Annotated in this window: 25 protein-coding genes, 1 tRNA gene and 1 riboswitch; of the genes, 19 read left to right on the plus strand and 7 right to left on the minus strand. The window is 51.9% G+C overall.

Translation table 11 applies throughout. From position 1 onward, the window contains the following. The first annotated feature begins 146 nt into the window (after nt 1-146). The 3 genes from JNUCC32_RS02635 to JNUCC32_RS02645 all read left to right on the plus strand — a co-directional run bounded on the left by JNUCC32_RS02635 (nt 147) and on the right by JNUCC32_RS02645 (nt 2,388). Nucleotides 147-956, plus strand: coding sequence for an HAD-IIA family hydrolase (locus JNUCC32_RS02635; protein WP_192571014.1), 810 nt, complete (start codon nt 147-149; stop codon nt 954-956). A 70-nt stretch (nt 957-1,026) separates the two neighbouring features. Next, on the plus strand, nt 1,027-1,632 hold the full coding sequence (locus JNUCC32_RS02640) for a glycerol-3-phosphate responsive antiterminator (protein ID WP_009593577.1): 606 nt from the start codon (nt 1,027-1,029) through the stop codon (nt 1,630-1,632). Between the two features lie 42 nt (nt 1,633-1,674). Beyond that, the gene (locus JNUCC32_RS02645; protein WP_009593619.1) at nt 1,675-2,388 is read left to right on the plus strand and encodes an MgtC/SapB family protein; all 714 of its coding nucleotides are present in this window, start codon (nt 1,675-1,677) and stop codon (nt 2,386-2,388) included. Between the two features lie 126 nt (nt 2,389-2,514). Here JNUCC32_RS02645 and JNUCC32_RS02650 read toward each other — a convergent pair whose 3' ends face one another. Then, nucleotides 2,515-3,198, minus strand: coding sequence for a lysoplasmalogenase (locus JNUCC32_RS02650; RefSeq protein WP_192571015.1), 684 nt, complete (start codon nt 3,196-3,198; stop codon nt 2,515-2,517). Nucleotides 3,199-3,478: 280 nt separating this feature from the next. On the opposite strand from JNUCC32_RS02650, the gene JNUCC32_RS02655 reads away from it, so the two are divergent. From JNUCC32_RS02655 to JNUCC32_RS02665, 3 genes are all read left to right on the plus strand, one after another. Continuing rightward, nucleotides 3,479-4,459 carry a copper amine oxidase N-terminal domain-containing protein gene (locus JNUCC32_RS02655; RefSeq protein WP_192571016.1) on the plus strand — a complete coding sequence of 327 codons (981 nt, stop codon included), beginning with the start codon at nt 3,479-3,481 and terminating at the stop codon, nt 4,457-4,459. Nucleotides 4,460-4,593: 134 nt separating this feature from the next. Beyond that, nucleotides 4,594-4,677, plus strand: a tRNA-Leu gene (locus tag JNUCC32_RS02660). Between the two features lie 178 nt (nt 4,678-4,855). After that, nucleotides 4,856-5,581, plus strand: coding sequence for a WD40/YVTN/BNR-like repeat-containing protein (locus JNUCC32_RS02665; protein WP_228468864.1), 726 nt, complete (start codon nt 4,856-4,858; stop codon nt 5,579-5,581). 100 nt (nt 5,582-5,681) lie between these two features. Here the strand turns inward: JNUCC32_RS02665 and JNUCC32_RS02670 are convergent, their stop codons facing one another. Continuing rightward, on the minus strand, nt 5,682-5,873 hold the full coding sequence (locus tag JNUCC32_RS02670; protein ID WP_090909398.1) for a hypothetical protein: 192 nt from the start codon (nt 5,871-5,873) through the stop codon (nt 5,682-5,684). A gap of 171 nt (nt 5,874-6,044) precedes the next feature. After that, the gene (locus JNUCC32_RS02675) at nt 6,045-6,644 is read right to left on the minus strand and encodes a helix-turn-helix domain-containing protein (RefSeq protein WP_009593788.1); all 600 of its coding nucleotides are present in this window, start codon (nt 6,642-6,644) and stop codon (nt 6,045-6,047) included. Between the two features lie 288 nt (nt 6,645-6,932). After that, nucleotides 6,933-7,032: riboswitch (purine riboswitch) on the plus strand. A gap of 75 nt (nt 7,033-7,107) precedes the next feature. On the opposite strand from JNUCC32_RS02675, the gene JNUCC32_RS02680 reads away from it, so the two are divergent. The 5 genes from JNUCC32_RS02680 to JNUCC32_RS02700 all read left to right on the plus strand — a co-directional run bounded on the left by JNUCC32_RS02680 (nt 7,108) and on the right by JNUCC32_RS02700 (nt 10,609). Next, nucleotides 7,108-8,538, plus strand: a complete 1,431-nt coding sequence (locus JNUCC32_RS02680; protein WP_096776075.1) for an NAD(P)/FAD-dependent oxidoreductase — start codon at nt 7,108-7,110, stop codon at nt 8,536-8,538. Nucleotides 8,539-8,748: 210 nt separating this feature from the next. Then, entirely contained in the window at nt 8,749-9,036 is a 288-nt protein-coding gene (locus JNUCC32_RS02685) for a Dabb family protein (protein ID WP_015736721.1), read from the plus strand. A gap of 41 nt (nt 9,037-9,077) precedes the next feature. Beyond that, nucleotides 9,078-9,500, plus strand: coding sequence for a DUF86 domain-containing protein (locus tag JNUCC32_RS02690; protein ID WP_009593787.1), 423 nt, complete (start codon nt 9,078-9,080; stop codon nt 9,498-9,500). A 278-nt stretch (nt 9,501-9,778) separates the two neighbouring features. Then, nucleotides 9,779-10,231 (plus strand): DUF948 domain-containing protein, encoded by a 453-nt coding sequence (locus JNUCC32_RS02695; protein WP_192571017.1) that lies wholly within the window; start codon nt 9,779-9,781, stop codon nt 10,229-10,231. A gap of 15 nt (nt 10,232-10,246) precedes the next feature. Beyond that, nucleotides 10,247-10,609 (plus strand): YtxH domain-containing protein, encoded by a 363-nt coding sequence (locus JNUCC32_RS02700; protein WP_036660184.1) that lies wholly within the window; start codon nt 10,247-10,249, stop codon nt 10,607-10,609. A gap of 128 nt (nt 10,610-10,737) precedes the next feature. On the opposite strand, the gene JNUCC32_RS02705 is transcribed toward JNUCC32_RS02700, so the two are convergent. Beyond that, nucleotides 10,738-11,835: a nitric oxide synthase oxygenase gene (locus JNUCC32_RS02705; protein WP_192571018.1), complete on the minus strand. Its 1,098-nt coding sequence runs from the start codon at nt 11,833-11,835 to the stop codon at nt 10,738-10,740. Nucleotides 11,836-12,066: 231 nt separating this feature from the next. Between JNUCC32_RS02705 and racE the strand changes: the two genes are divergently transcribed. The 6 genes from racE to JNUCC32_RS02735 all read left to right on the plus strand — a co-directional run bounded on the left by racE (nt 12,067) and on the right by JNUCC32_RS02735 (nt 15,835). Continuing rightward, nucleotides 12,067-12,873: a glutamate racemase gene (gene racE / locus JNUCC32_RS02710; RefSeq protein WP_192571019.1), complete on the plus strand. Its 807-nt coding sequence runs from the start codon at nt 12,067-12,069 to the stop codon at nt 12,871-12,873. A 237-nt stretch (nt 12,874-13,110) separates the two neighbouring features. Then, nucleotides 13,111-14,313 (plus strand): M14 family metallopeptidase, encoded by a 1,203-nt coding sequence (locus JNUCC32_RS02715; protein ID WP_192572580.1) that lies wholly within the window; start codon nt 13,111-13,113, stop codon nt 14,311-14,313. 194 nt (nt 14,314-14,507) lie between these two features. Continuing rightward, nucleotides 14,508-14,783 (plus strand): hypothetical protein, encoded by a 276-nt coding sequence (locus JNUCC32_RS02720; protein WP_192571020.1) that lies wholly within the window; start codon nt 14,508-14,510, stop codon nt 14,781-14,783. A 103-nt stretch (nt 14,784-14,886) separates the two neighbouring features. Continuing rightward, nucleotides 14,887-15,189 carry a HesB/IscA family protein gene (locus JNUCC32_RS02725; RefSeq protein WP_009593786.1) on the plus strand — a complete coding sequence of 101 codons (303 nt, stop codon included), beginning with the start codon at nt 14,887-14,889 and terminating at the stop codon, nt 15,187-15,189. A 30-nt stretch (nt 15,190-15,219) separates the two neighbouring features. Continuing rightward, nucleotides 15,220-15,441, plus strand: a complete 222-nt coding sequence (locus JNUCC32_RS02730; RefSeq protein ID WP_015736716.1) for a YuzB family protein — start codon at nt 15,220-15,222, stop codon at nt 15,439-15,441. Between the two features lie 127 nt (nt 15,442-15,568). Further along, nucleotides 15,569-15,835, plus strand: a complete 267-nt coding sequence (locus JNUCC32_RS02735) for a hypothetical protein (protein WP_009593780.1) — start codon at nt 15,569-15,571, stop codon at nt 15,833-15,835. A gap of 322 nt (nt 15,836-16,157) precedes the next feature. Here the strand turns inward: JNUCC32_RS02735 and JNUCC32_RS02740 are convergent, their stop codons facing one another. Continuing rightward, a complete protein-coding gene (locus JNUCC32_RS02740; RefSeq protein ID WP_192571021.1) occupies nt 16,158-18,143 on the minus strand; it encodes an LTA synthase family protein in 1,986 nt (661 codons plus the stop codon). Nucleotides 18,144-18,313: 170 nt separating this feature from the next. Next, nucleotides 18,314-19,462 carry a THUMP domain-containing class I SAM-dependent RNA methyltransferase gene (locus tag JNUCC32_RS02745; RefSeq protein WP_192571022.1) on the minus strand — a complete coding sequence of 383 codons (1,149 nt, stop codon included), beginning with the start codon at nt 19,460-19,462 and terminating at the stop codon, nt 18,314-18,316. Between the two features lie 160 nt (nt 19,463-19,622). Here JNUCC32_RS02745 and JNUCC32_RS02750 point away from each other — a divergent pair, with 160 nt between their 5' ends. After that, nucleotides 19,623-20,258, plus strand: a complete 636-nt coding sequence (locus JNUCC32_RS02750; protein WP_192571023.1) for an O-methyltransferase — start codon at nt 19,623-19,625, stop codon at nt 20,256-20,258. Between the two features lie 94 nt (nt 20,259-20,352). Here JNUCC32_RS02750 and JNUCC32_RS02755 read toward each other — a convergent pair whose 3' ends face one another. After that, complete coding sequence (locus JNUCC32_RS02755; RefSeq protein ID WP_192571024.1) at nt 20,353-21,564, minus strand: MFS transporter; 1,212 nt, start codon at nt 21,562-21,564, stop codon at nt 20,353-20,355. Between the two features lie 237 nt (nt 21,565-21,801). Here JNUCC32_RS02755 and hemE point away from each other — a divergent pair, with 237 nt between their 5' ends. Continuing rightward, on the plus strand, nt 21,802-22,860 hold the full coding sequence (gene hemE, locus JNUCC32_RS02760; protein WP_015736711.1) for a uroporphyrinogen decarboxylase: 1,059 nt from the start codon (nt 21,802-21,804) through the stop codon (nt 22,858-22,860). Nucleotides 22,861-22,862: the final 2 nt, after the last annotated feature.

A 22,862-nucleotide genomic window follows, 5' to 3' on the forward strand; every position in this document is an offset into this window, starting at 1 on the left:
GCCGGTCCAGGGACTAAAGGACATGGCGCTGTCATATGTATACCTTACGGACAAGGGCTGGAGATATAACAGAGATATTTGAACGGACCTGTCCCATGACGTTTGCAGGCGAAATTACAGATTGAACATGCAGAGGAGAACGAAGTATGGATCATTTTGCAGGGTATATTTTTGATTTGGACGGTACGATTTATCTTGGGGCCGAGGCCATCGACGGTGCGGTGGAGACCATTCATTACTTGCAGGGATTGGATAAGAGGCTGTTGTTTTTGACCAACAAAACGATAGACTCTAGGGAGAATTATTTGAAGAAATTAGCGAAGCTTGGCATTCAGGTTGAATTGAATCATATTCTGAATCCCGCGCTTGTTACGATTCATTATCTTCAGAAGCATCATCCGGACGCAAAAGTATATGTCATTGGCGAGGATATATTGAAGGCTGAGCTGCTGGATAATGGGATACGATTCGCCTCATCCCCGGAGGAAACCGACGTCGTGGTCGTATCGTGGGATCGGGATTTTCACTATCGTCATCTGGATTTTGCATATCAGGCGATCAAGGGGGGCGCTGAGGTTATTGCTACCCACCCGGATCGAACATGTCCGATGCCTGGCGGCGATGTTCCGGATTGCGGCGGCATGATTGGTGCCATCGAAGGCACTGCCGGCATTACCATTACGACGGTCATGGGCAAACCCTCCGTCTTGACGGCATTGACGGCTCTTGATATTTTGGGAGTGAAGGCCGAAGATTGCCTGATGTCGGGGGATCGGCTGGAGACGGATATCAAGATGGGCAATCAGGCGGGAATGAGCACGGCTTTGGTGCTGACCGGGGTGTCGACCAAGGAGGATCTGATGGACAGTAGCGTGAAGCCCACCTATGTGCTGAATTCGGTTCACGATATTTATCTCAGCGGTACTGCCTTGCAGCAGGCAAACGAAGCGCAATGACGAGTATCTACAAAAATATGCCGGGGCAACGGGAGAATTGGAGAGGTTGCGGCGGCAACGAGGTGAAGACATGAAAACCAGTGTTGAAGGTGCACAACGAATTTCGTATTGCTTGAAGCGTAAACCCATTATTACTTCATTAATGAATGCGGATGAACTTCCTGCCGTGTTAGCGACCGAATCGAACATCGTATTTATTCTCAAGACCGATATTTTTATCATTGAATCGATCGTCGAGGAGATTCGCGAGGCAGGCAAGCTTTCGTTTGTGCATTTTGATCTGATTGAAGGGATCGGCAAAGATAAGACGGGAGTTAAGTACTTGGCTGAGAAGGTTGGCATCGACGGGATTGTCACGACAAAAAACACGGCGATTGTGGAAGCAAAGAAGCTGGGCTTGTTAACGGTTCAGCGTCTGTTCGTATTTGACTCCGTCTCCCTGGACAACGGGATCAAGATGATTAAGGCCTCCAATCCCGATGCCATTGAAGTGCTCCCGGGCATGGTGTGCCAGCGGATTATGGAACGTATTCGCGCAGAGGTGGACGTGCCTGTCATTGCTGGGGGGCTCATGATCGATTTGGAGGATTTTGATACGGCTCTAAAGAGCGGTGTAATCGGCATATCCACCTCCAGCAAAGAGTTATGGCGCTGGCAGGATGAACATATGGCATAACGAAGAGCCGCCTTACATGATGAAGATGGGTGGAGATTAGGAATGGATGTGTTTCAACTGGATACGGAGACCATGCTGATGCGGCTGCTGTTCGCTGCATTGCTCGGCGGTTTGATCGGTTGGGAGCGGGAACGCCGGAATAAGCAGGCCGGGTTAAAAACCCATCTCTTGGTGGCCGTCGGATCGACGCTGATTATGCTGACTTCCATCTACGGGTTTGATTCTGCACTGATCAATCATCCCAATGCGAGGTTTGATCCTGCCCGGCTGGCGGCACAAGTTGTAAGCGGTATCGGTTTTCTTGGTGCCGGAGCCATATTGCGGCGTTCCAATCATATCATTTCAGGTCTGACCACGGCCGCCACTTTATGGGTGGCAGCGGCTATTGGTTTAAGCGTGGGCTCCGGTTTTTACTGGCCTGCGATCATCACGACAGCGATCGTTCTGGTCAGCACGCTGGTGCTGAATAAATTGGAATCGAGGTTTCTCTTTATCAAAAAGTCCGGCAGCTTAAAGATTATCATCGAGGCGGGTGACCGTCCGGTACATGTGAGCACGATTACGGAATTGCTGCAAAAGGCCAATATGACGGTGGAAGGCATGATCGTGAACAATGACACGACGGAAGACGATTCGACCAAGGTCACAATGGAATTCCGGGTATACTCGTTCAACAGCAAGGGAATTAACGGATTGTTCGAGCAGTTGTGGCAGGTAGAGGGGATTAAGCAGGTTCGCATGAACTGGCGTGATTGAGGACTCGGCGTTGCTTCGTTGCTTGATAGGGGAGTTATGGACCGACATATCATGGAACATGAAGCGGTGAAATGTCCTGTAAAAGCTGAGCCCGGGGGGAACCCGGACTCGGCTTTTTTTGGTTTTCTAATGGATGGTGGAAGCATTGAGCGACGAGTCGCCCCTGCTCCGCGCTTTCGTCCAGTTAAAAGCCGAGATGCTTCTGGCTATCAGAAACTGGGCTGCATAATACGTGGTCATGATCCATACGTTCGAATAAAGGATATCGGAAACAAACATGTTCCAGGACAGGATCGAGTCCGAGATGACAAAGAGCAGACTTCCAAGCATGGCTAACCGGTTTCCGGTCATGACGGAGGTCCAGAGCATGGTCGAAATGACCGCAATATAAGCGATGACGGGAAATATCAAAGCCTGCTCCCCATTTGAGTTGAGAGAGGTTACCAATTGAATGCCCATCCAGACGGAATAGGCCGCAATCGGAACGATGCTGAGGAGGCGGGGAAGCGAATATCGCCATTGTCCCAGAAAGCCGGCCGTATAGAACAGGTGACCGATCAGAAAAAAGGTAAGGCCAACGACAAACCAGATCAGCGTACCGTCACCGATCATGCAGAAGAACAGTCCCAATAACAGAAGATAGTGAACTTTCGTGGCACGGGGCGGGAATTGCCGATATGCAAACAGGATGATGAGCCACATGGGGATGAGTTTGAACAGCAGTTTGACGAGCATGGGCTCGGAAGGAATGAAGAAAATGTAAAGCAGACTCATGATCAGGATGAATAATGGCAGCAGATATCGTTTCAATAAGAATCCCCCCGGTAGAAATATAATCTCATGCTTAGACAAGTTCTTCCTCAGCGTCTCAATTCCTCTTTCCTGATCCTTGACTGTATAAAAGGTATGTTGAGTAAATATAAATGGGGGGTTAGGCATAGCGAACCTGGGGCGTGAGGGGAGTGCATATCCAGTGGCTGCACGGAGTAATCGGCAATTGCTTTATGGATGGGTCTATGGGTTATAGACATTTTATAATGGAAATGGAAAAAGAGATAGTGAACTGAGCAGAAGGAGGGGATAGTTTGTGATGAAGAAACGTCAAGGAGTGAAAAAGCTGCTGGCCGGTATGATGGCGGCAGCGATAGGGATCGCCGGTTTCCTGTTTGGAGGAGAAGAAGTTTGGGCTTCGGGTACATCTTCAGACAAACCTATTGAAATTAGGGTGAATGGCGGCAAATTGCTGCTGGATTCGCCTGCTTTTATTCATCAAGGGAGGGTGATGGTGCCATTCCGCGGCATTTCGGAAGCTATGGGTGCCGAGGTGCGTTGGAATCAAGCCGATCGGTCGGCGATCGTGAGCAATGGCAAACATACGACGAGTTATACCGTTGGGCATACCCGTGCCGTGAAGGACGGCAAGGTCGTGACCCTGCATGCTCCGCCTCTTCTCAGGGAGGGACGGGTTTACATCCCGCTCCGTTTCTCGGCTGAAGGGCTTGGAGGCAAGGTATCCTGGGATAACAAGGCTAAAGAAGCTATGATTTATCCGCTGCTCACGCCGAAAGAAGCAGAAGCCGCCCTGTCCAAAATCAGTGCTGAAGCGATCGCATTTTTGAAAAACAAGGATTTTGAGAAGCTGGCCGAACTCGCTCATCCAGACGGAATCACCTTCTCTCCGTATGCTTACGTCGACCGGCAGAAGGACGTAACGCTCAGCAAGCAGCAGCTGCGGCAGGGATTGAACAACGACGCCGTTTACCGATGGGGTGAGTTTGACGGCAGCGGAGAACCGATTTCGATGACTCTTGATGGCTATTACAAGAAATTCATTTATTCGCTGGACTTTGCGAAGGCGCCGTGGATCGGATATAACCAATCGAAGAGCGAAGGAAATACGGTGAACAATGCCAGCAGCCAGTACAGAGAGGCCTGCATCGTTGAGTATTATTATGATGGAGTTGATCCTGATTATGCGGGCATGGACTGGGAAAGCCTGCGGCTAGTGTTTGAGCGGTATGAGGATCGTTGGGTATTGTCCGGCATCATACATGATCAATGGACGATCTGAGACTGGCCTGATTAGTCGAAACCATGATGAAATGATGGTTTCGACATTTTTTTTGAAAAAATGCTTGCTTTTTAGCTTGGGGCGTAATATACTCTTAATTACGGTGATCAACAAGATCACGACTTACATAATATGCGGTCGTGGCGGAATTGGCAGACGCGCACGGTTCAGGTCCGTGTGGGCTTACCCCCGTGGAGGTTCGAGTCCTCTCGACCGCATCTATGAAGCAAAGCTGTTTTTCAAGTGGAATTCGACTTGAAAAACAGCTTTTTTCGTTCCTCTTCATGTGGAAATCGCGTTATACTGAATAGGAGTACCGTTCCGTATGAGGGTGATGGAATGGGACGAAAGCGTAAATAGCCGTTTTGGTATTTAGAACATAAGGGGTGTGATCGCATGATAAAACCTCGAAACAGGATGGGCTTTATGCTGATGATGTTGATCGCAGTCAGCGTAGCTGTCGGATGTCAGCCATCGGATAAAGGGAATGGGGCCGGGTCTTTGCCGACTGAGGCATTGGGAAACTCCCTCAAGGGAGATATTCCTGAGACAAAGCCGCCTTCCGGCACGGATGAAACCTCAGGCCATACGGATGGCAGCGCAGGAAACGGTTCCGCAGCAGACACGCAAGAAGATCCAGCGGCCGAACCCGATGTGGATTTATCGGATGTGACGGCAGTCCGGCTCGTTAATCATAACTCAGGCTGGATCGGCGGAGAAGGCTGGATTGCTTTTAGTGATGATGGAGGCACCGAATGGGAGGTTCAAGCTCAACTGAAGGGCACAGTACGCCAAATCTTTGCGCTGAACGGAAAGCAGGCCTGGACCGTGATGGAGAATAACGATCTGTACCGTACAACGGATGGCGGAGAAACATGGAACCGGATAGGAAGCACGCCGAATGCCGGCTTTCTCCATTTTATCTCGCCCGAAACGGGATTCAGCGGTCAAGCCAAAACCGAGGACGGAGGCAAGACCTGGAGCATTCAGGATATGCCGGATACGACCACCCGAGGCCATGACCAAAGAGCCGCCATTGACGGAGTCGTTCAACATTTCAAAAACGATGGCGTTAATCCTGGGAAATGGTACGTTATAAACGAGACGAAGACCCATAACTAATCATATCAAAGCAGACCGGAAAATTACCGGCCTGCTTTTTTTGAGCTTATGCCTGAACGTTCAGCAAGAATCAGGCAGAACGACGAGCCTCACATGGTTTTTAAGGGAGCTCTTTGAATATTCTTCGGGAGCCTGCCCAAAGACCGGCTGCAATACCGAAAAAACCGAAGAGGGAAACCAGGACCATCAGATTGTAGGAGTGCCATCCGAGGAGGAATCCGATGCCGCTTCCCATGGTCGTTCCAGCCAGCAATCCCAGTGAAGCGCCAATTTCCTTCTGACGCAGCTTCATTGGTCAGTCACCTCATTCCTGGATGCTTTCGTATGCCCGATGTTACTTGTATTCCCTGAAAACCTCAAACTATGCCATGACACAAAATAAGCCCGGCTTGGCCGAATGGAGTCCGGCAAGCAGAGCATTTGTGTCAGATCATAAGTATGGTTATTGGTTTAACGGCTAGTTTTATCGGGACTCTTGCTTCAGTGCGCAATCTGCGAATAACACAGACTTAGGGATTCGAAAGAACTGTTCCGCTTTCTCCTGAAATGCTGCTGAAGGTACGGTGCCTTGGTGCAGCCATTTGCGGAACGTGCCGGGATGCACGCCGATCCAGCGGCTGACATCGCTCACCGACAAATCATGAACCATGCACAGGCCTGTCAGAATCCGATTGCTGACCGGAGAGCGTGTCAGGGTGCGTTTCATGAATCGGGAAGGCGCTGGCTGACAGATCAAGGGCGACTTGTCCAGCAATTCTTCTCTGAAGAGAATGTGGCGGGGATAACCCAAGTAGTCGCAGGCTTTCTCCAGGTTGTTTTTTCCGGGAACGCGTCCCTCATATACCCAGGCGCTGACGCTACGGGAGGATACTCCCAGTTCCTCGGCCAATTGCGACAATTTGATATCGTTGGCCATAAGTACGGCTAGCAGGACGCGGTTACGAATTTGGCAGCGGGTCGGCCGACGAAAGCGCTTGACTCGCACGCCTTTCCCCAAATATTTACGGTTGATCAGGGACCACGCCTCAATGGAGTGTTTTTCTTGCTGCAGTTGTGTAGGCATAATTCCTCCGATTTTTTTTAACACAATACTACAATATTCGACACTATCTTTTCAATAGCCAATCACTAAACATTTGTTTCCATTTCGTTGTTACATGATTTATGGAGCCGGCGCAGTGGTTCGATAGACCTACAATGTGTATTTGGTCTTGTTGGAACATTGTTCGTATTTATATAAAAATTAACGATTATTCCCCTGTATAAATCGAAATTTATCGCAAAAGACGAACAATTTCAAATATTCGTATTGACTCATTCGTAATTCCGTTTTATATTAACTATGGTTGTTGAAGAGAAAAATAGGCTTATTCGTATATCCCTGAAAATAAGGTTCAGGGGTTTCTACAAGGGACCTTAAATTCCTGACTACGAATAGGGTGCGCAAGCATACCTATTCGGAGCAGGATTTTTTTGTGCCTGAAATCGGTGTGCGCAAACGACAGTCAAACACACAGGGGGATATGATGAGCAAATATGATGTTATCGTTGTTGGTGCCGGTCCTGCGGGAATTTTTGCATGTTATGAGCTGACATTGAAATCACCGGGCAGCAGGGTGCTGCTGGTTGACAAGGGACATGATATTTACCGGAGAAGCTGTCCGATTCTGGAGGAGAAGATTAAGCTGTGTCCTCCGGCGGTAGGCCGGAAGGAATTCGCCGGTTGCCTGCCGGCCTGCTCGATTACGGCCGGATTTGGTGGAGCCGGGGCATACAGTGACGGCAAATTCAACATAACCACAGAGTTTGGCGGCTGGATGACCGATTATTTGCCCGGATCCAAAGTCATGGAGCTCATTCAATATGTGGACGCCATCAACCTGGAGCATGGGGCGACGCCTGCCATTACAGATCCGACGACCCATGCGATCCGCGATATTGAACAGCGAGGATACGCAGCAGGCCTTAAGCTGCTTCGCGCACAGGTAAGGCATCTTGGAACCGAGCAGAATTTGGAAATCCTGAAGTCGATTTATGAATATTTAAAGACAAGGATTGATATGGCATTCCGGGCGGAGGTCGAGGACATCGTCACCGTCAAGGAGGACGGCACCCACCGCGTCACCGGCATCGCGATGAAGGGCGGAGAGGTCCATGAGGCGAATCTGGTGATGGTTGCCCCCGGCCGCGACGGGTCTGCCTGGTTGACCGGCATTCTTAAAAAACGCAGATTGAAAATGCATAATAACCAAGTGGATGTCGGCGTGCGCGTCGAAACCTCGGATGTGGTCATGCGTGAAATCAACGAGCATTTGTATGAAGGCAAATTCATCTTCAACACTTCGGTCGGGACCCGCGTGCGGACATTCTGCAGTAATCCTTCCGGCCATGTCGTGGTGGAAAACCACAGCGGCGTCATGGCCGCCAACGGCCATTCCTACAAGGATCCGGCGTTGGGCTCGGCCAATACGAACTTTGCGCTGCTGGTATCCCATAAGTTTACGGAGCCGTTTGATAAGCCTAACGAATACGCGCGCGAAATATGCAAGCGGGCGAATGATCTGTCCAGCGGCGGGGTCATCGTGCAGAAATTCGGCGACGTGCTTCGCGGCCGGAGATCCACCGAGGGCAGAATCCGCGAAGGGTTTCTTGAGCCGACGCTGAAGGAAGCCGTTCCAGGCGATCTTGGCTTGGTGCTGCCTTACAACACGATGAAAAGTCTGATCGAGATGGTTGAAGCGCTTGATCAAGTCACGCCGGGGATCGCGTCGGAGCACACGTTGTTCTATGGCGTCGAGGCCAAGTTTTACTCCGCAAGGCCGAAGCTGTCGGATTCCTTCGAGACGGAGATCAAGGGGCTGTATTGCGGCGGGGATGGCGCCGGAATTACCCGAGGGCTTGCTCAGGCAGGAGCCGCCGGGGTCTGGATTGCCCGGAACATGCTGAACCATATTTAGCGCATAAATCCAAATGACCGGCTTTTTTAATAGGATGTTCATTCAGGAGCACGTTCTGGCGCCGTCCAGTCGATGCTCCTGTTTGGTTATATCTGGAGAGCCTTGATGTTCCTCATGTACGTGGGAGCGATTTCTTTTTCCGGTCGAACGGGGTATGATAGATACGAGAGTTTTAGTTTTACATATATGCTAGAGATGGAGGAACGGACGATGATTAAACATATTGTTTTTTTCAAATTAAAGGATCCAACCGCAGAGAATATTGAGAAAACCGTGCAGGTGCTGCGCGACATGGACGGGAAAATTCCGATGCTGAGATCCCTTGAAGCGGGTGCCGATGTGATCCGCTCCGAGCGCTCTTATGATTTGGCTTTGATCGTTGAAGTTGACAATCTTGAAGATTTGCAGGCTTATGCCGTTCACCCCGTACATCAGGAAGTGATCCAATACATCAATACGGTGAAAGATCATACGCTTAGCGTTGATTTTGAAGTGTAGGCGTAGATAGACTTACAACAACAGGCTGGAGGAGATTTGCGGTGTATTATGTGAATCAAGAGCAAATTGAACGGCGGCTGAACGCAATTCCGGACATTGCGGAAGGTTTGCGGGCCGCGGCGCAATCGTGGGACGGAGGCCTGGTTCTGGGCCTGGTTCAGGAGCGTGCGCTTCATCTGGCGATCGAGGTCGTCACGGATGTGGGAAGCTACCTGATCGACGGATTTATTATGCGGGATGCCAGCAGTTACGAAGATATCATGGATATCAATCATGAGGAAAAGGTGTTTCCGCAAGAGGTTCATAAGGTTCTGATGGAGCTGGTTCGTTTACGTAAGCCGCTCGTACAGGACTACTATGATTGGGACCGGCAGGCGTTGCATTCTTTAACGCCCGTACTTCCCGATGTGCTGGAGCAGTTTGCGGGAAACGTTCGCGAATATTTAAAGAACGAACTGTACTGATGGCTGCTTAGCTTAGCTTGAATGATTTCTCCCATGCCCGCATGGGCTCGCTCATCTATATGACTCATGGAAGAACAGACCTTCAGGGAATCCTCTGAACGGTCTGTTTTTTGTTGAATTCGTACCGTTGCCGCATGTTCCTTGAGCGGGCGGGGATATTCGTTGTTCTCTGGCCGAAATAAAAAGATCGCCGATGTTGTGTCAAGACAAGCCCAACCTGCTTATAATGCATCAAGCGACTAGGCATTCGCCCGGTCGGACGAAAGGAGGAGTTCCCGATGACAGAATGGAGTGCGCTGGCCGCTGCCGCCGGCATCGTGCTGATCGCGGTTGCCGCGGTGGTCATGATGCTGTCGATTAGAAAGCTGATGCGGCGGGCTGAGACCATGCTGGGCCGGCTTGAAGAAGACAGCGCCCGATTGGCACAGGAGGCTTCGCAAGTGCTTGAGCAGGCTTCCGTCTCTTTGGAGATGATACAGCGTCAGCTGGCAGCCGGCGAAGCTTTTGCCGCTTCCATGTCCAGTGCAGCGACAGCCGTAGCCAAGACGGCCGATGCGGTTCATGCTGTTGGGAAAAAAGCTTCCATAACGGCCATTGAGCATCTGGAACGTGCTCGCCTCGATAATGAACGGCAGATCGGGGAGATGTTCCGTTGGGTGGATGCCGGGATGACGCTCTGGCATTCCTGGAACAAATATGCCTCCAAGTCCGGCGAAGGGCAAGCCAAATAGAAGGAGAGATGGGATATGAAAGAGAAGAGCAAAGGACTCCTCTGGGGAGTATTGATCGGCAGTGTTGCAGGTTCTGTTACCGCACTTCTTCTGGCTCCGAAATCCGGCAAAGAGCTTCGGGATGACATTGCTGACGGCGCACGCGGAATCGGTGCCAAGGTGCAGGAGGCAGCGGAGAAGGTAGGAGAGCAGGGCGTTAATCTGATCGGCATCATGACGGATCGTGCCGAGCATGTCATCTCCGACATTCAGTCCTGGCGGAACCGGCAGGAGAGCTGGCTGGCAGAAGAGGAAATCGCACAGGTGTCCTCGTTTGATGAGGATTTTGAAGAAGAGGCGTATGTGCCCTCTGTTTCGGAAGAGAAGATCAACGATTAAAACCAGGATCATCAGTCTTCAGCACATCGATTACGGGAATAAGGATCACGCCAAAATACATGAAAAGCCGGGGCGGCGCCAAACACCCCGGCTTTGCTGCGTTTAGTGTTTAGCGTGGTCAGGCGGGATTATTGTTCCTTGTTCCTATAATGGAAATTCGGCGAACGCATGTCATTATGATAGGATGCATGAAAAATATGCGTGGTGGCCGGCGAAACCGGAGGAATCAGCCAGCTCCAGTCTCCGGTAAGCTCGCGCCCGGCCTGCGCTTCACGCCGTTCGAACAGACCGAACTGGGCTGCAGCCGAGTGATGGTCCACGATGCTGACGCCCGCCTTTTTGTAGGAATAAAGCACGGCCACATTGAGTTCGACCAGTGCACGATCCCTCCACAAGGTGGCTTCGCTTGAAGTCTCCAGTCCCATCAGCTTGGCGATGAGCGGAAGCTTGTTGTAACGGGCCTCATCTGCGAGGTTGCGGGCACCGATTTCGGTTCCCATATACCATCCGTTGAACGGAGCGGCCGTATACGTAATGCCCCCGATCTCAAGCAGCATGTCCGAGATGAGAGGCACCCCGTACCATTTTAACCCTTCCTCTTTAAGCTCCGGAAGATCAGGATGCTCCAGGCAGACCTCCAGCACGGAGGATTTCGGTATCGGCAGCCACTCGGGCGGCTCATTCCCCTGCTGCACCACCAGCGGCAGCACATCATGGGCGGTCAAGTCACCCTGCCAACCCATCTCCATGCATTCCTTCGTGAAGGCGATCGAAGCCGGGTCGCCAATCGTGCCGTCCGGCGTTTCGTAACCCGCATACCGAATCAATTGATGGTTTTTGATCATTAGGGGAGCTTCCCCGGGACGCGCAGCTCTGAAAATGGTAATCGTAGGTATGATCTTTCCGCCATTGGTGGCACTCTCGATATGGTGGAGAAGCGCCGAAAAGATGTCGGAGGTCTCCGTTAAGTGTCTGGCATCAATGACCTTCAGGCGATCCCAAAAGAGTCTCCCGATACAGCGGTTGCTGTTTCGCCAGGCCATTTTGGCCCCGTGCGTCAGTTCCTCTATCGTATGTTCATATGTACCTGTCCGCTCGATCTGTGAGCGGATGTCGCGGATCCGGGACTGCACTTCTTCCCCGGTCCGGTTTAACTCTGCATAACAGAGCCCGATAAACTGCTCCGCAGCCTGAAAAAGGCCCGTGCGATGTATGCTGTCATTCACGTGAGATTCTCCTTTTCTATACGAGCGCTTACTATAGTATAAACTACCTAAGCTCCGCATCTGGAGCAAGAGTCCTACAATTGCTTGAACATCGTATCCAAGGTTTTTCACAACGGCGCCCTTGTTGAAGATAGGGGGGAATTGGGGTAAGATTTAAGGTACATTTCGATCCGAAATGACATATGGTATCACTGTAAACCATGAATTTGACAAGAAGGAAGCGGTGGGTTCGTGCAGCAAGCAATCGCAATACTAGACTCGGGTGTGGGCGGGCTGACTGTCGCCAAAGAAGTGATGAGACAGCTCCCGAGAGAGAAGATTATTTATTTCGGAGATACAGCCCGCGCACCCTACGGACCCCGTACACCGGAAGAAGTCCGTTTATTTACGGAGCAAATCGTAGATTATTTAATTCAATATGATCCCAAAATGATCGTTATCGCCTGTAATACGGCAACGGCGGCGGCGCTTGATTATATTTCGTCCAAAGTGCCCGTGCCGGTCATCGGTGTCATTCATCCAGGGGCACGAGCCGCCATAAGCGCAACGAAGACCGGACACGTCGGCGTGATCGGTACGGTCGGAACCATTGGCAGCGGAGCGTATACAGCGGCTCTGAAACAGCTGTCACCATATATCGGGGTAGAGAGTCAAGCCTGCCCCGAATTGGTACCGCTCGTCGAACACGGATTGTTCCGGTCCAAGGATTCCCTGCAGGTGGTGGAGCGATCGCTACGAGTCATCAAGGATACCTCCATTGATTGCCTGATCCTGGGTTGTACCCACTATCCGTTTCTCATGAATACGATTCAAACCGTCATGGGGCCGAATGTGAAGCTGATCAGCTCCGCCGATGAAACGGCACGCGAAGTCAGCACGATTCTGTACGATAAAGGCCAGCTCGCGAGCAGCATGGAAGGGCCGGTGCATCAATTTTTCTGTACAGGAGATCCGGAAATTTTTCAGAGCATTGCAACCGAATGGCTTGGTGAGCATATCAAGCGGACGCCGGTGGTATGGCAGATTACGAAGCTATAATTCACGGTTCATACTTTAAAGCTTATTAGAATGATTACGAATACGAGTATGCGAGGCAGGCAGGACAAGGGATGAGGCCCTTTCCTGCCTTTCTTTTGTTTCACGATCGCCTTCATACGATAGGAAGGGGCTTGGCGCCGTTTCGATCGGCTGCATCACTCATGTCGGACAAGCGGCTGCTCATATACATGGATTGGACACTAATTGAAGCGGCTTAGCCGCGGAAAGGAATCCATTATGCAGCAATATGTCGTACAGAAAGGCGATACACTAAGACGCGTGGCTGCCAGACATGGTCTGGCGTATGAACAGCTGATTACGGCAAATCCATGGGCCGCCCAGCAGCCGTATCTCCAGCAGGGACAAATGCTCTATCTTCCTGCATCGCTGCGCCGGCGGTATGTCATTCAGGAGCATGATACGTTTGATCGTATTGCCAGTGCGTTCCGGTTTCGCAAGGAAGCCTTGGAAGAATTGAATCCCGGTTTATCGGCTAATCAGCTGCCCCAGGGAAAAACGATCGTTCTGCCGGGCCCAACGCATAAGCATTTGATACGGTTAACCGGCGAATATGGGCCGGGGGATCTGGAGCGCGATATCCAAGAGATGCAGCTGCTTTACCCTGCCATCGAGTGGAGCGTCATCGGACGGAGCGTGCTCGGCAAACCCATATATGCGGCCAAAATCGGCAAAGGCCCGAAGAATCTTCACATGAATGCGGCGCTGCATGCCAATGAATGGATCACCACTCCTTGTCTGATGCGATTCATGGAGGAGTACGGCAGGGCGTTGGTCCAAGATTCAACGGTTTATCATCAGGAACCGACGGCCTGGTACCAGGACTATACGCTGTGGGTTGTCCCGATGGCAAACCCGGACGGGGTAGAACTCGTACAAGAAGGAATCACACCTCCTCATCCCTATTATGAACGTCTGCTGGAATGGAATGGCGGTCGCGAGGACTTTCGCCGCTGGAAGGCGAATATCAACGGCGTGGATTTGGGGGACCAATTCCCGGCGCATTGGAACGAGGAAGTTGCTCGCAGGGGCAAAACGCGCCCTTCTCCGCAGGATTATGCGGGGGCTAAGCCGCTGAGCGAGCCGGAAGCCGAGACCGTCTATCAGCATACCCTGTCGATCTCTCCGGAACGAGCCGTTTCCCTTCACAGCCAAGGCAGGGAAATTTATTGGAATTACAGGGACTACGAACCTCCGGAAAGCGAGAACATGGCCAGAATAATGGGTCAGGCGGGCGGTTACAGGCCGGTGAAGCTTCAGGGGAGCGATGCGGGCTACAAGGATTGGTTCATTCAGCATTTCAGAAGACCGGGCTTTACGGTGGAGATCGGTTATGGGATTAATCCGCTGCCGCTCGAGGATTTCGAGGACCTGTGCGTCGAGGTGGGATCGATCCTGTCGGCGTTCATGTCTTTGGAATAACCTGATAATGAAACGAGAAGCATTCCTAAACGTATACAAAGATAGAAGAATCGGCCGCTGCTTGTCATGGATCAAGGCAGTGGCCTCTTTTCGCCCTCTGATTGATTGCGGGCCGCATAGGAATGGCCGGGATTTCTTAGAGATTCAGGAATTGGGTAATATATATTCATGCAATTGGAATGGAGGTATGCACCATGAAGTGGAGAAGATTATGGTCGCTTCGGCGCTGGTCGCACGTATTCCAGCGGATATTCGGGTACTTGGCCTCTTCCCGGGTTGCTTTAGGGGACAAGCTGTTATTCCTGGTTCCGGTTGCGCTGTACTGGGTACTGCCGGATTTCATGCCTTTCCTGCCGATCGATGATATCGGAGTCACGATGCTGCTGATGAACTGGTTCGTATCCCGCGTCGAACGGAAATATCCGGGTTTGCTCGATGAGAACCAAGGCACGGTCAAGCGCGCAAGGTAAGCGGCCTTCAGTCAGCGGCAATACGGACAGAACCCTTGCGAAAAAGTCGGCAGGGGTCTACAATAACATATTGAATGAAACATCCGTGAGGAGATGAATATACGTGAAATGTAAAATTACCCGCAATGCGGCCAAAGTGATAAAGCGAGAGCTGGACAAGGAAGAAAACAAGGACAAGAAACTTCGCGTGCTGGTTACCCATGCGCATGGCGATCATGCCCACTATGGACTGGATCTGGACACACCTAAGGAAAGCGATGTCGTCGTATCGACGGATAAAGAGATCGACGTCATTTTGGAGGCTGGACAACCTTTTCTGGACGGCGTCAAAATCGACTATCTTTATTTTCCCGAGGAAGGTTTTGTCATTACGAATCCATCCCAAGGGAATCACGGCGACCACTAGGATACTTCAGAACAAAGAAGGTAATGAATAATGGCTAATGATATTCGCGTCTGCGAGAAATGCAGGCATACGAAATTGAAGACAATCATCCCGAAGATTCAGAAAATGGTGCCGGATGCCGACATTAAGATCGGCTGCAAATCCTATTGCGGTCCTTGCGGCAAACGCGCATTCATTTATATCAACGGCCGGTATGTCAGCGCACCTACAGAGGATGAGGTGCTGGCAAAGGCGCTGCCGTTTGTGAAGTAACCAACGGGCTGTTCGGGCCCCCAATCGAAGATTCATGGATTTCCCATTTCTACGGGTATAGTTCCTGGCTCAGCCATCCATGCTAAGAGGGCAACAGGAACAACGACTTTAGAAGGGAGCATCCGTCATGAACAGTCACGATTCCAGTCTTCACTCCAACAGTCCAAGTAACAGCGCGTTAGATTCCGTGGAGAAACTGCACCGTGCCGTATCCTCGGCCATGTCTCATCCGACGGAACAGTTAATTCAGCAAGCGGAGAATTCGTTATCCCATACAGAGCAAGCGGTCGCTCAGGTGATCGAGCAGGGGAACCGAAACGCCGTGGAATTGGCGGAAGAGTTGTTAGGTGAAGAGAAGGAACGCCTGTCCAAGCTTCGTTCGGCTAAAAAGTAAATCATCCTGTGCAAGCCCGTTCCAGAGCTTTCAAGCTTTGAACGGGCTTTTTGGCCAACTTATATGAAGCTGGGGCGGCCATCCTAGAAGAAGCTCAGGTGATATGTGGTGAAGCGTTTGCCAAGATGGGAAACCGACTCGAGTCAGTGTTCTATTGGGCAGGGTGGAAGAAGCAGGCGGCAAGAATAAGGGTCTTCTTGTAAGGGGACATGGTCTTATCGAAAATCGCATTAAAAAACAGGCTGATCATCATGATCAACCTGTTTTTTTGGTTAAGCGGGGCGCCTGGGTCTTGGGTTGAACCTAAATCGAAGCTGTTTTGTTACTCCATTTCACCCTTGCCCTGTGCTTTAAATAACTTCAACAGATCGTACGTGATGACTTGGTCCGAGATTTGCAGCTGCTTCCGGGTTTCGTCGTACCCGTCACGGCAGGCCTGGATATCGGTTGGCTGACGCGTTGTCAGATCATAACAGGTTCCACCTTCCAGCCCGGCCGTTTCAGAAGGCAGGTAGAACACCTTCTCTTCGGAAAAAGCGCCGCTGCGCAGCGGAATCAGACGCGGCTTATCATCAAACAGATGGCCCCCGATCCAGTAATACGGCGCTTCCGATACGCCGAGAAGATGAAGGATGCTCGGCGTCACGTTCATCATGCCGGCGGCCTCGGGATATACTCCGGCATTCCCGCCGTCAGGCAGGCGAATGAGCAGGGGGACCTGGTTCATGATCTGTTCCATGTCGAGTGCGTTCAGATCCCGTCCAAGAAACTTCTCATAGTCCGATATTTCCTTGATCGAATTATCGTGATCGCCATAGATGAGCAGTATGGTATTATCCCACAGCCCTTGCTGCTTCATCTGCTCCTCGAACTGGCCGAAGGCTTCGTCCACATAATGGATCGACTGCAGATAATCCCCGAACATCGTGCCTTCAAACTCTCCAGTATCCAGCTTGCGGGCATCCTTCGGGACATAATACGGATGATGGCTCGTTAACGTAATCAGGAAGGAATAGAAGGGCTGCTCGATGCCTTTCATACGATCCAACGATTGCGCGAAGAATGCTTTGTCGCTCAGCGACCATCCGAGCACATCGTTCATTTCATAATCCTTCTTGCTGTAAAAACGGTCATAGTTCATTTCCCGATACATCGTCGTCCGGTTCCAGAAGCTGCTGTCATAGGCATGGAACACGTTTGCTGCATAACCCTGCTCCTTCAGAATCTCCGGAAGAGTATCGTACTCGCGGTCGGCATATCGCGTAAACACGGAACCCGTGGGCAGGGGAAGCAGGGAGCTGTGCGTGACAAAGTCCGCATCGGACGTTCGTCCTTGCCCGGTTTGATGGTAGAAATTGCTGAAATACATGCTGTCCTTCATCAAACGGTTGAAGTTGGGGGTAATTTCCTGCCCCCCAATCGACTGGCCAATGACAAAATTCATGAAGGCCTCCGTCTGGATCATGATGACGTTGCTGCCTTTATACTTGCCGAACAAAGCCCCGGTTCCGGATGCTTTCCCATGCTTGGCATCAAACCATGCCTTGACCTGGTTGACCTCTTCATCTGCCAGCTTCGGCTGGCCGATGAGATGATCCCGGCCGTAACGGTACAGATCATATCCGTGAAAACCGATCAGTCCCGTCACGTTATATAGCGTAATATTCCACCAATTGCCTTCAAAGAGGCCGACAGCCCAAGTATCGGACGCTTTCTTGATGGGGACGAAAGTCATCACCATGCCAAGGATGAAAACGAGCGTACCAGCTGCCAACCGGCCAAACACCCGTTTCCGCCGATGCCGCTGAAATTCACCCGGGAACCCGTACGTTTCGGAGGTCGATGTCCGTTTGCGGAACACCATCACGGCCGTAAACGGGACGATGACAAGCCAATCGATAAAAAAGAACAGGTCGACGCCGTGTATAAGGGAACGGATGCTGTCTCCGAGCGAGCCGACTTGCCCGGCCTGCATGAGCACCGGCACCGTTATGAAATCATCGAAGTACCGGTAATAGATTAAATCGGCGTACAGGATCCCCGTCCATATCAGATTCAGTAGGGTTAATGAAGCAAGCCGGCCTCTTGCCGGGAGCCATAAGGTCCAGAAGGAGATCAGCAGGAGCGAGCCGACGGCGATCACATAGTCGGCCCGGTCCAGCTTCATATTGGCAATATGGAGCTGATGATCCAGCATGATCAGCTTGTACATCATGAGGATAAGGAATAACAGATAGGCGGTGTACCGGTAATGCAGTCCTCTGGAGACCCGGCTGCGAATATCGATCCATGACGGCGATGAGAGCACGAGGGTATCCTCCTTTATCTAAAACTATAACATTCTCGAAACGTTGTCTGATTTCTATGCAAGAACGTCGATAGACGCTTTTCTAATTATAGCTTGGCCCGGCATGAATTCAAACGGCGATGCAGACAAAAAAGCCGCCCGAAGGCGGCGGTTCAAGCGGCGTCATGACGTTATTCCGCCGATTTGTTACGCGGTGGCAAGGGCCCCAGATATTGATAATACTGGCACTCGATCCGGCCGTTGAACAGCTTGCGGCGCTTGTCCGCCTTGCGGCCGAAGTAATGCTCGAATTGCTTGGTCGGGCTGATCGCGAAGAAGGACCAGGTCGGAAGCGAATGCATGACGGAGCCGAATTGGCGGATCAAACGTTCAACTTCCTCTTTCTCGCTTAACCGTTCGCCGTAAGGCGGATTAGTGATAATACAGCCGAATTCGCCATCAGGGATGGCTTTGGCCGCTGGAAGGACCCTGAAGTCGATTTCGCCGGCAAGCCCCGCGCTTTTGGCAGCGGCTTTGGCTACTTCGATGGCTTTCGGGTCGATATCGCTTCCTGCGATATGGAGCGGTATATCGTCTTTCACCGCATCAAACGCCTCCTCGCGCGCATCCTCCCACAGGCTGTCTCCGATGATATCCCAGTGCTCGGACGGGAACGACCGGCGCAGGCCAGGCGCAATGTTCCAGGCCATCATGGCGGCTTCAATCAGGATCGTGCCCGAACCGCAGCACGGGTCATACAGCGGGCGATGCGGGCCCCAGCGGCTTAACTGCAGCAGGGCGGAAGCCATCGTTTCTTTCAGCGGAGCTTCCGTCACCAGCTTGCGGTAACCTCGTTTATGCAGGGCTGGCCCTGTCGTATCCAGCGTCAGGATGGCTCGATCCTTCAAGAGAGATACCTCGACTACATAACGGGGACCGTCCTCGGGGAACCATTCCGTGCGGTGCGAGAGCTTCAGCTTCTCCACGATAGCTTTTTTCACGATGCCCTGACAGGCGGGAACGCTGCTAAGCTGCGATTTATGGGAACGTCCTTCCACGGGGAATTCGCCATCTGCCGGAATCCATTCCTCCCACGGCAGCGCTTTTGTTCCTTCAAAGAGCTCGTCGAAGGTCAGGGCCGTAAATTCCCCCATCTTGACGAGGATTCGGTCCGACGTCCGGAGCCATAGATTGCAGCGGCAAATATCGATCAGGTCACCCGAAAAGGTAACTCTTCCATTCTCTACTTCCATGTCGGCATACCCGAGCTCTTTCAACTCGCGGGCAACGACGGCTTCCAGCCCCATCGGGGCCGTCGCGATCAATTGTAATCGAGGCATTAACGATGTCAACTCCATTTAACATGTGTACGGCGAGAGTCGCCGCCGGTTCAATCTATATAGTATAGGCGATTGCATTGACTAAGACAATTATCATATGATAGTTCTCGTTAGGTTTAACGGAGTCAAGGCATGTTATGAGAAAAAGGAGGCAGCTTCATTGCTTACGACCCCTGATGATTATGTTAACCAATTATACCCTGAAGATGAAGAGCTTCGGCTTGTAATAGAAGCCATCCGCGAGCATGGGATGCCGGAGGTTTCGGTGGCACCGGCATACGGCCGGCTGCTGACCATGCTGGTACAGGCTGCCGGCGCAAGGAATATTCTCGAAATCGGCGCCCTTGGCGGCTATAGCGGCATCTGTCTGTGTCGCGGACTTGCAGCCGACGGCAAGCTCACGTCCTTAGAGCTGAAGGAAGAATACGCGGCACTCGCAGGACGTCATCTGGAGAAGGCCGGATTCAAGGATCAGGTGGAGTACCGCATCGGTCCGGCGGCGGATAGCCTGGAGGCGTTGAAGCAGGAAGGGCGGACATTCGATTTTTTCTTTATTGATGCGGATAAGGAGAACTATCCTCTGTACTTGGAATATGCCATGGAGCTTGCCAATCCCGGTGCCCTCATTGCCGGAGACAATTGCTTTTTGCGGGGCCGGACGCTGAACTCGGAGAAGAACGGTCCTTCGGTTCAGGCCGTCCGCCGCTTTAATGAAATCATCGCGACGGACGAGAGGCTGATCAGCACGCTGCTGCCCGCCTATGACGGGCTGATCCTTGCGCGCGTGAAGGAATGAAACAGATAACACAAAGGGGCTGTCCTCGGGTCGGTTAGACCACGGGACAGCCCTTTTTGGATTGAGACAGGTTGCTGCTCGCCTGCTGGCAGGCTCAACGGTATTTGGGCGAAGGCTTATGCGAGAACAGTTTCCGTCTCACCCATAACATATTGATGATCAGCAGGCAGCCGGATGTAATGAACAATCCTTCGATTCCGATGAATCCGGATAAGAATCCGCCGATTACCGCGCCCAGCATGTTGCCAAGCGCAAGCGAGCTTGTGTTGAAGCCGAAGGAGCGGCTTTCCATGCCGTCCGGCGTGTAGGAGCGAATCAGCGCGTTGACGCTTGGCAGCAGCCCGCCCATGAACACGCCCATCATGAACCGCACGATGATCAGCTGCCACACGGATTGCACGAAGGCTTGCGGGATCAACGTAAGTCCCGTACCGATCAAGGCGTACGTCAGTATGCGGTGCGCGCCGACCTTGTCGCTGAACTTGCCGAGTATCGGGGAGGCGATCATGTTCGACAGCCCCGTGACCGCCACGACGAATCCGGCCCATATCGCGATATCCACCGCGGATCCATGAAGCTTCTGAACATACAGCGGGAGCAGCGCCATAGGGCTGATCATCGCGAATTGAAGCAGGAACGTGACGGCGAATAACGCCGGCAGCTGCGGAATGTGGCTCAGCTCCTTGAGCCCGGCGATAACCGATGGCTGCGGCGCCTTGGCCGCCCGCTCGCGGTTGAAGTTTTCCTTGACGAGGAACAAGGCGAGCAGCGAGGCCGTAAAGATTAACCCGCCTGTAATATAGAAAATCGGCCGGAAGCCGACCCAGCTGGCCATGAGTCCGCCGATCAACGGACCGAGTATGGTGCCGGCGACTTGTCCGGATTGCATGATGCCCATCGCAAACCCCATCCGATTCTTGGGCGTCGTGCCCGATACGAGCGATATCGCCGCAGGGTTAAATCCCGATATGGTACCGTTCAGCAGCCGAAGAGCCAGCAGATGCCACGGATGGGTGGCAAAGCCCATGCATGCGATGACAAGCGCCATGCCGAAGCCGGAGCGCAGCAGCATGATTTTGCGTCCGTACTTATCGGCGACTTTTCCCCAGATCGGCTGAAAAATAAACGAGGTCAGGAAGTTGGCCGCAAAGATCAATCCGGCCCATACGCCTATCTCCCGGTCTCCTACGACATTCAGGTCCTGCGCCAAATACAATGTCAGGAACGGGGTGATCATGGTCATCCCGGAGTTGACCAAGAACTGCCCGAACCAAAGCACAATGAGATTGATTTTCCAATTGGTCAATGTGCCTTTCACTTCCTTTCTAAGCTGTCGGGTCCGGCGCGAACCGGACGTATGTGGAATTACCCTAAAAAAGCCGTTCTTCCAGTATAACATATTTAAAAAGTGCCAAATGCTAACAATGTCATAAGATTGTCATGCGATTTTCATAGGATGTCCATGTAAGACGGTTGTTACTTACTTTTAAAAAGGGCATAATGTTCTTTAGGAAACTTTATACACATTGATGGGGGCCTAATCATGACCTATAACGATCAATTCATCCGCGCTTGCCGCAAGCAGGAAGTGGACCACGTTCCTGTATGGTACATGCGACAAGCGGGACGCTACGACCCGGAGTATCGAAAGATTAAAGAAAAGTACTCCCTGCTGGAAATATGCAGTCAACCCGAGCTGGCGGCAGAAGTGACCCTGATGCCGGTACGGAAGCTCGGCGTGGACGCGGCTATTTTATATTCCGATATCATGAATCCCGTTGCCTCGATCGGGGTAGACTTCGATATTGTGAAAAATATCGGTCCCGTAATCGACAATCCGATCCGATCCGCAGCGGATGTAGAGAAGCTTCGCCCGATCGACGTGGAAGGTGATCTTGGCCATGTATTGGAGACGATCCGCATTCTGGACAAGGAGCTCGACGTTCCGCTCATTACGTTTGCCGGTGCTCCGTTCACGATTGCCAGTTATCTCATCGAAGGCAGACCTTCCAAAAATTATCTTCGCACGAAAGAGCTTATGTACAGCGAGCCGAAGGTATGGTTTTCGCTGATGGACAAGCTCGGCGACATGGTGATCGCTTATTTGCGCGCCCACGTGGCAAACGGCGGGAAAGCGTTTCAATTGTTCGACAGCTGGGTTGGAGCTTTGTCTCCAAAGGATTTCCAAACGTTTGTCCTTCCAACCATTCAGCGTATCTTTGCCGAGCTTCAGGACCTAAGCGTTCCGAAGATCTATTTCCCGGGGGTAAGCTCAGGAGAGCTGCTGCCTACGCTTACGGATCTCAGCACGGATGTCATCGGTCTCGACTGGCGAGTGTCCATTACGGAAGGACGCCGCCGTTTGGAGCATAAATATGCCGTTCAGGGCAATTTGGATCCGACGGTTCTGACCGGGCCGATGCCGGTCATTCAGCAGTATGCCAAAGAAATTATCGATCAGGGGATTCAGGAGCCGGGCTTTGTGTTTAATCTAGGACACGGTTTATTCCCGGAGGCTTCTCTGGAGAAGCTGCGTGAGCTGACCTCGTATATTCACGAATACTCCGCTCAAGCATTGCAGGCAGGAGCACAACGCTCTTAAAC

Source organism: Paenibacillus sp. JNUCC32 (assembly GCF_014863545.1).
Taxonomy (GTDB): Bacteria; Bacillota; Bacilli; order Paenibacillales; family Paenibacillaceae; genus Paenibacillus_AQ; species Paenibacillus_AQ lautus_A.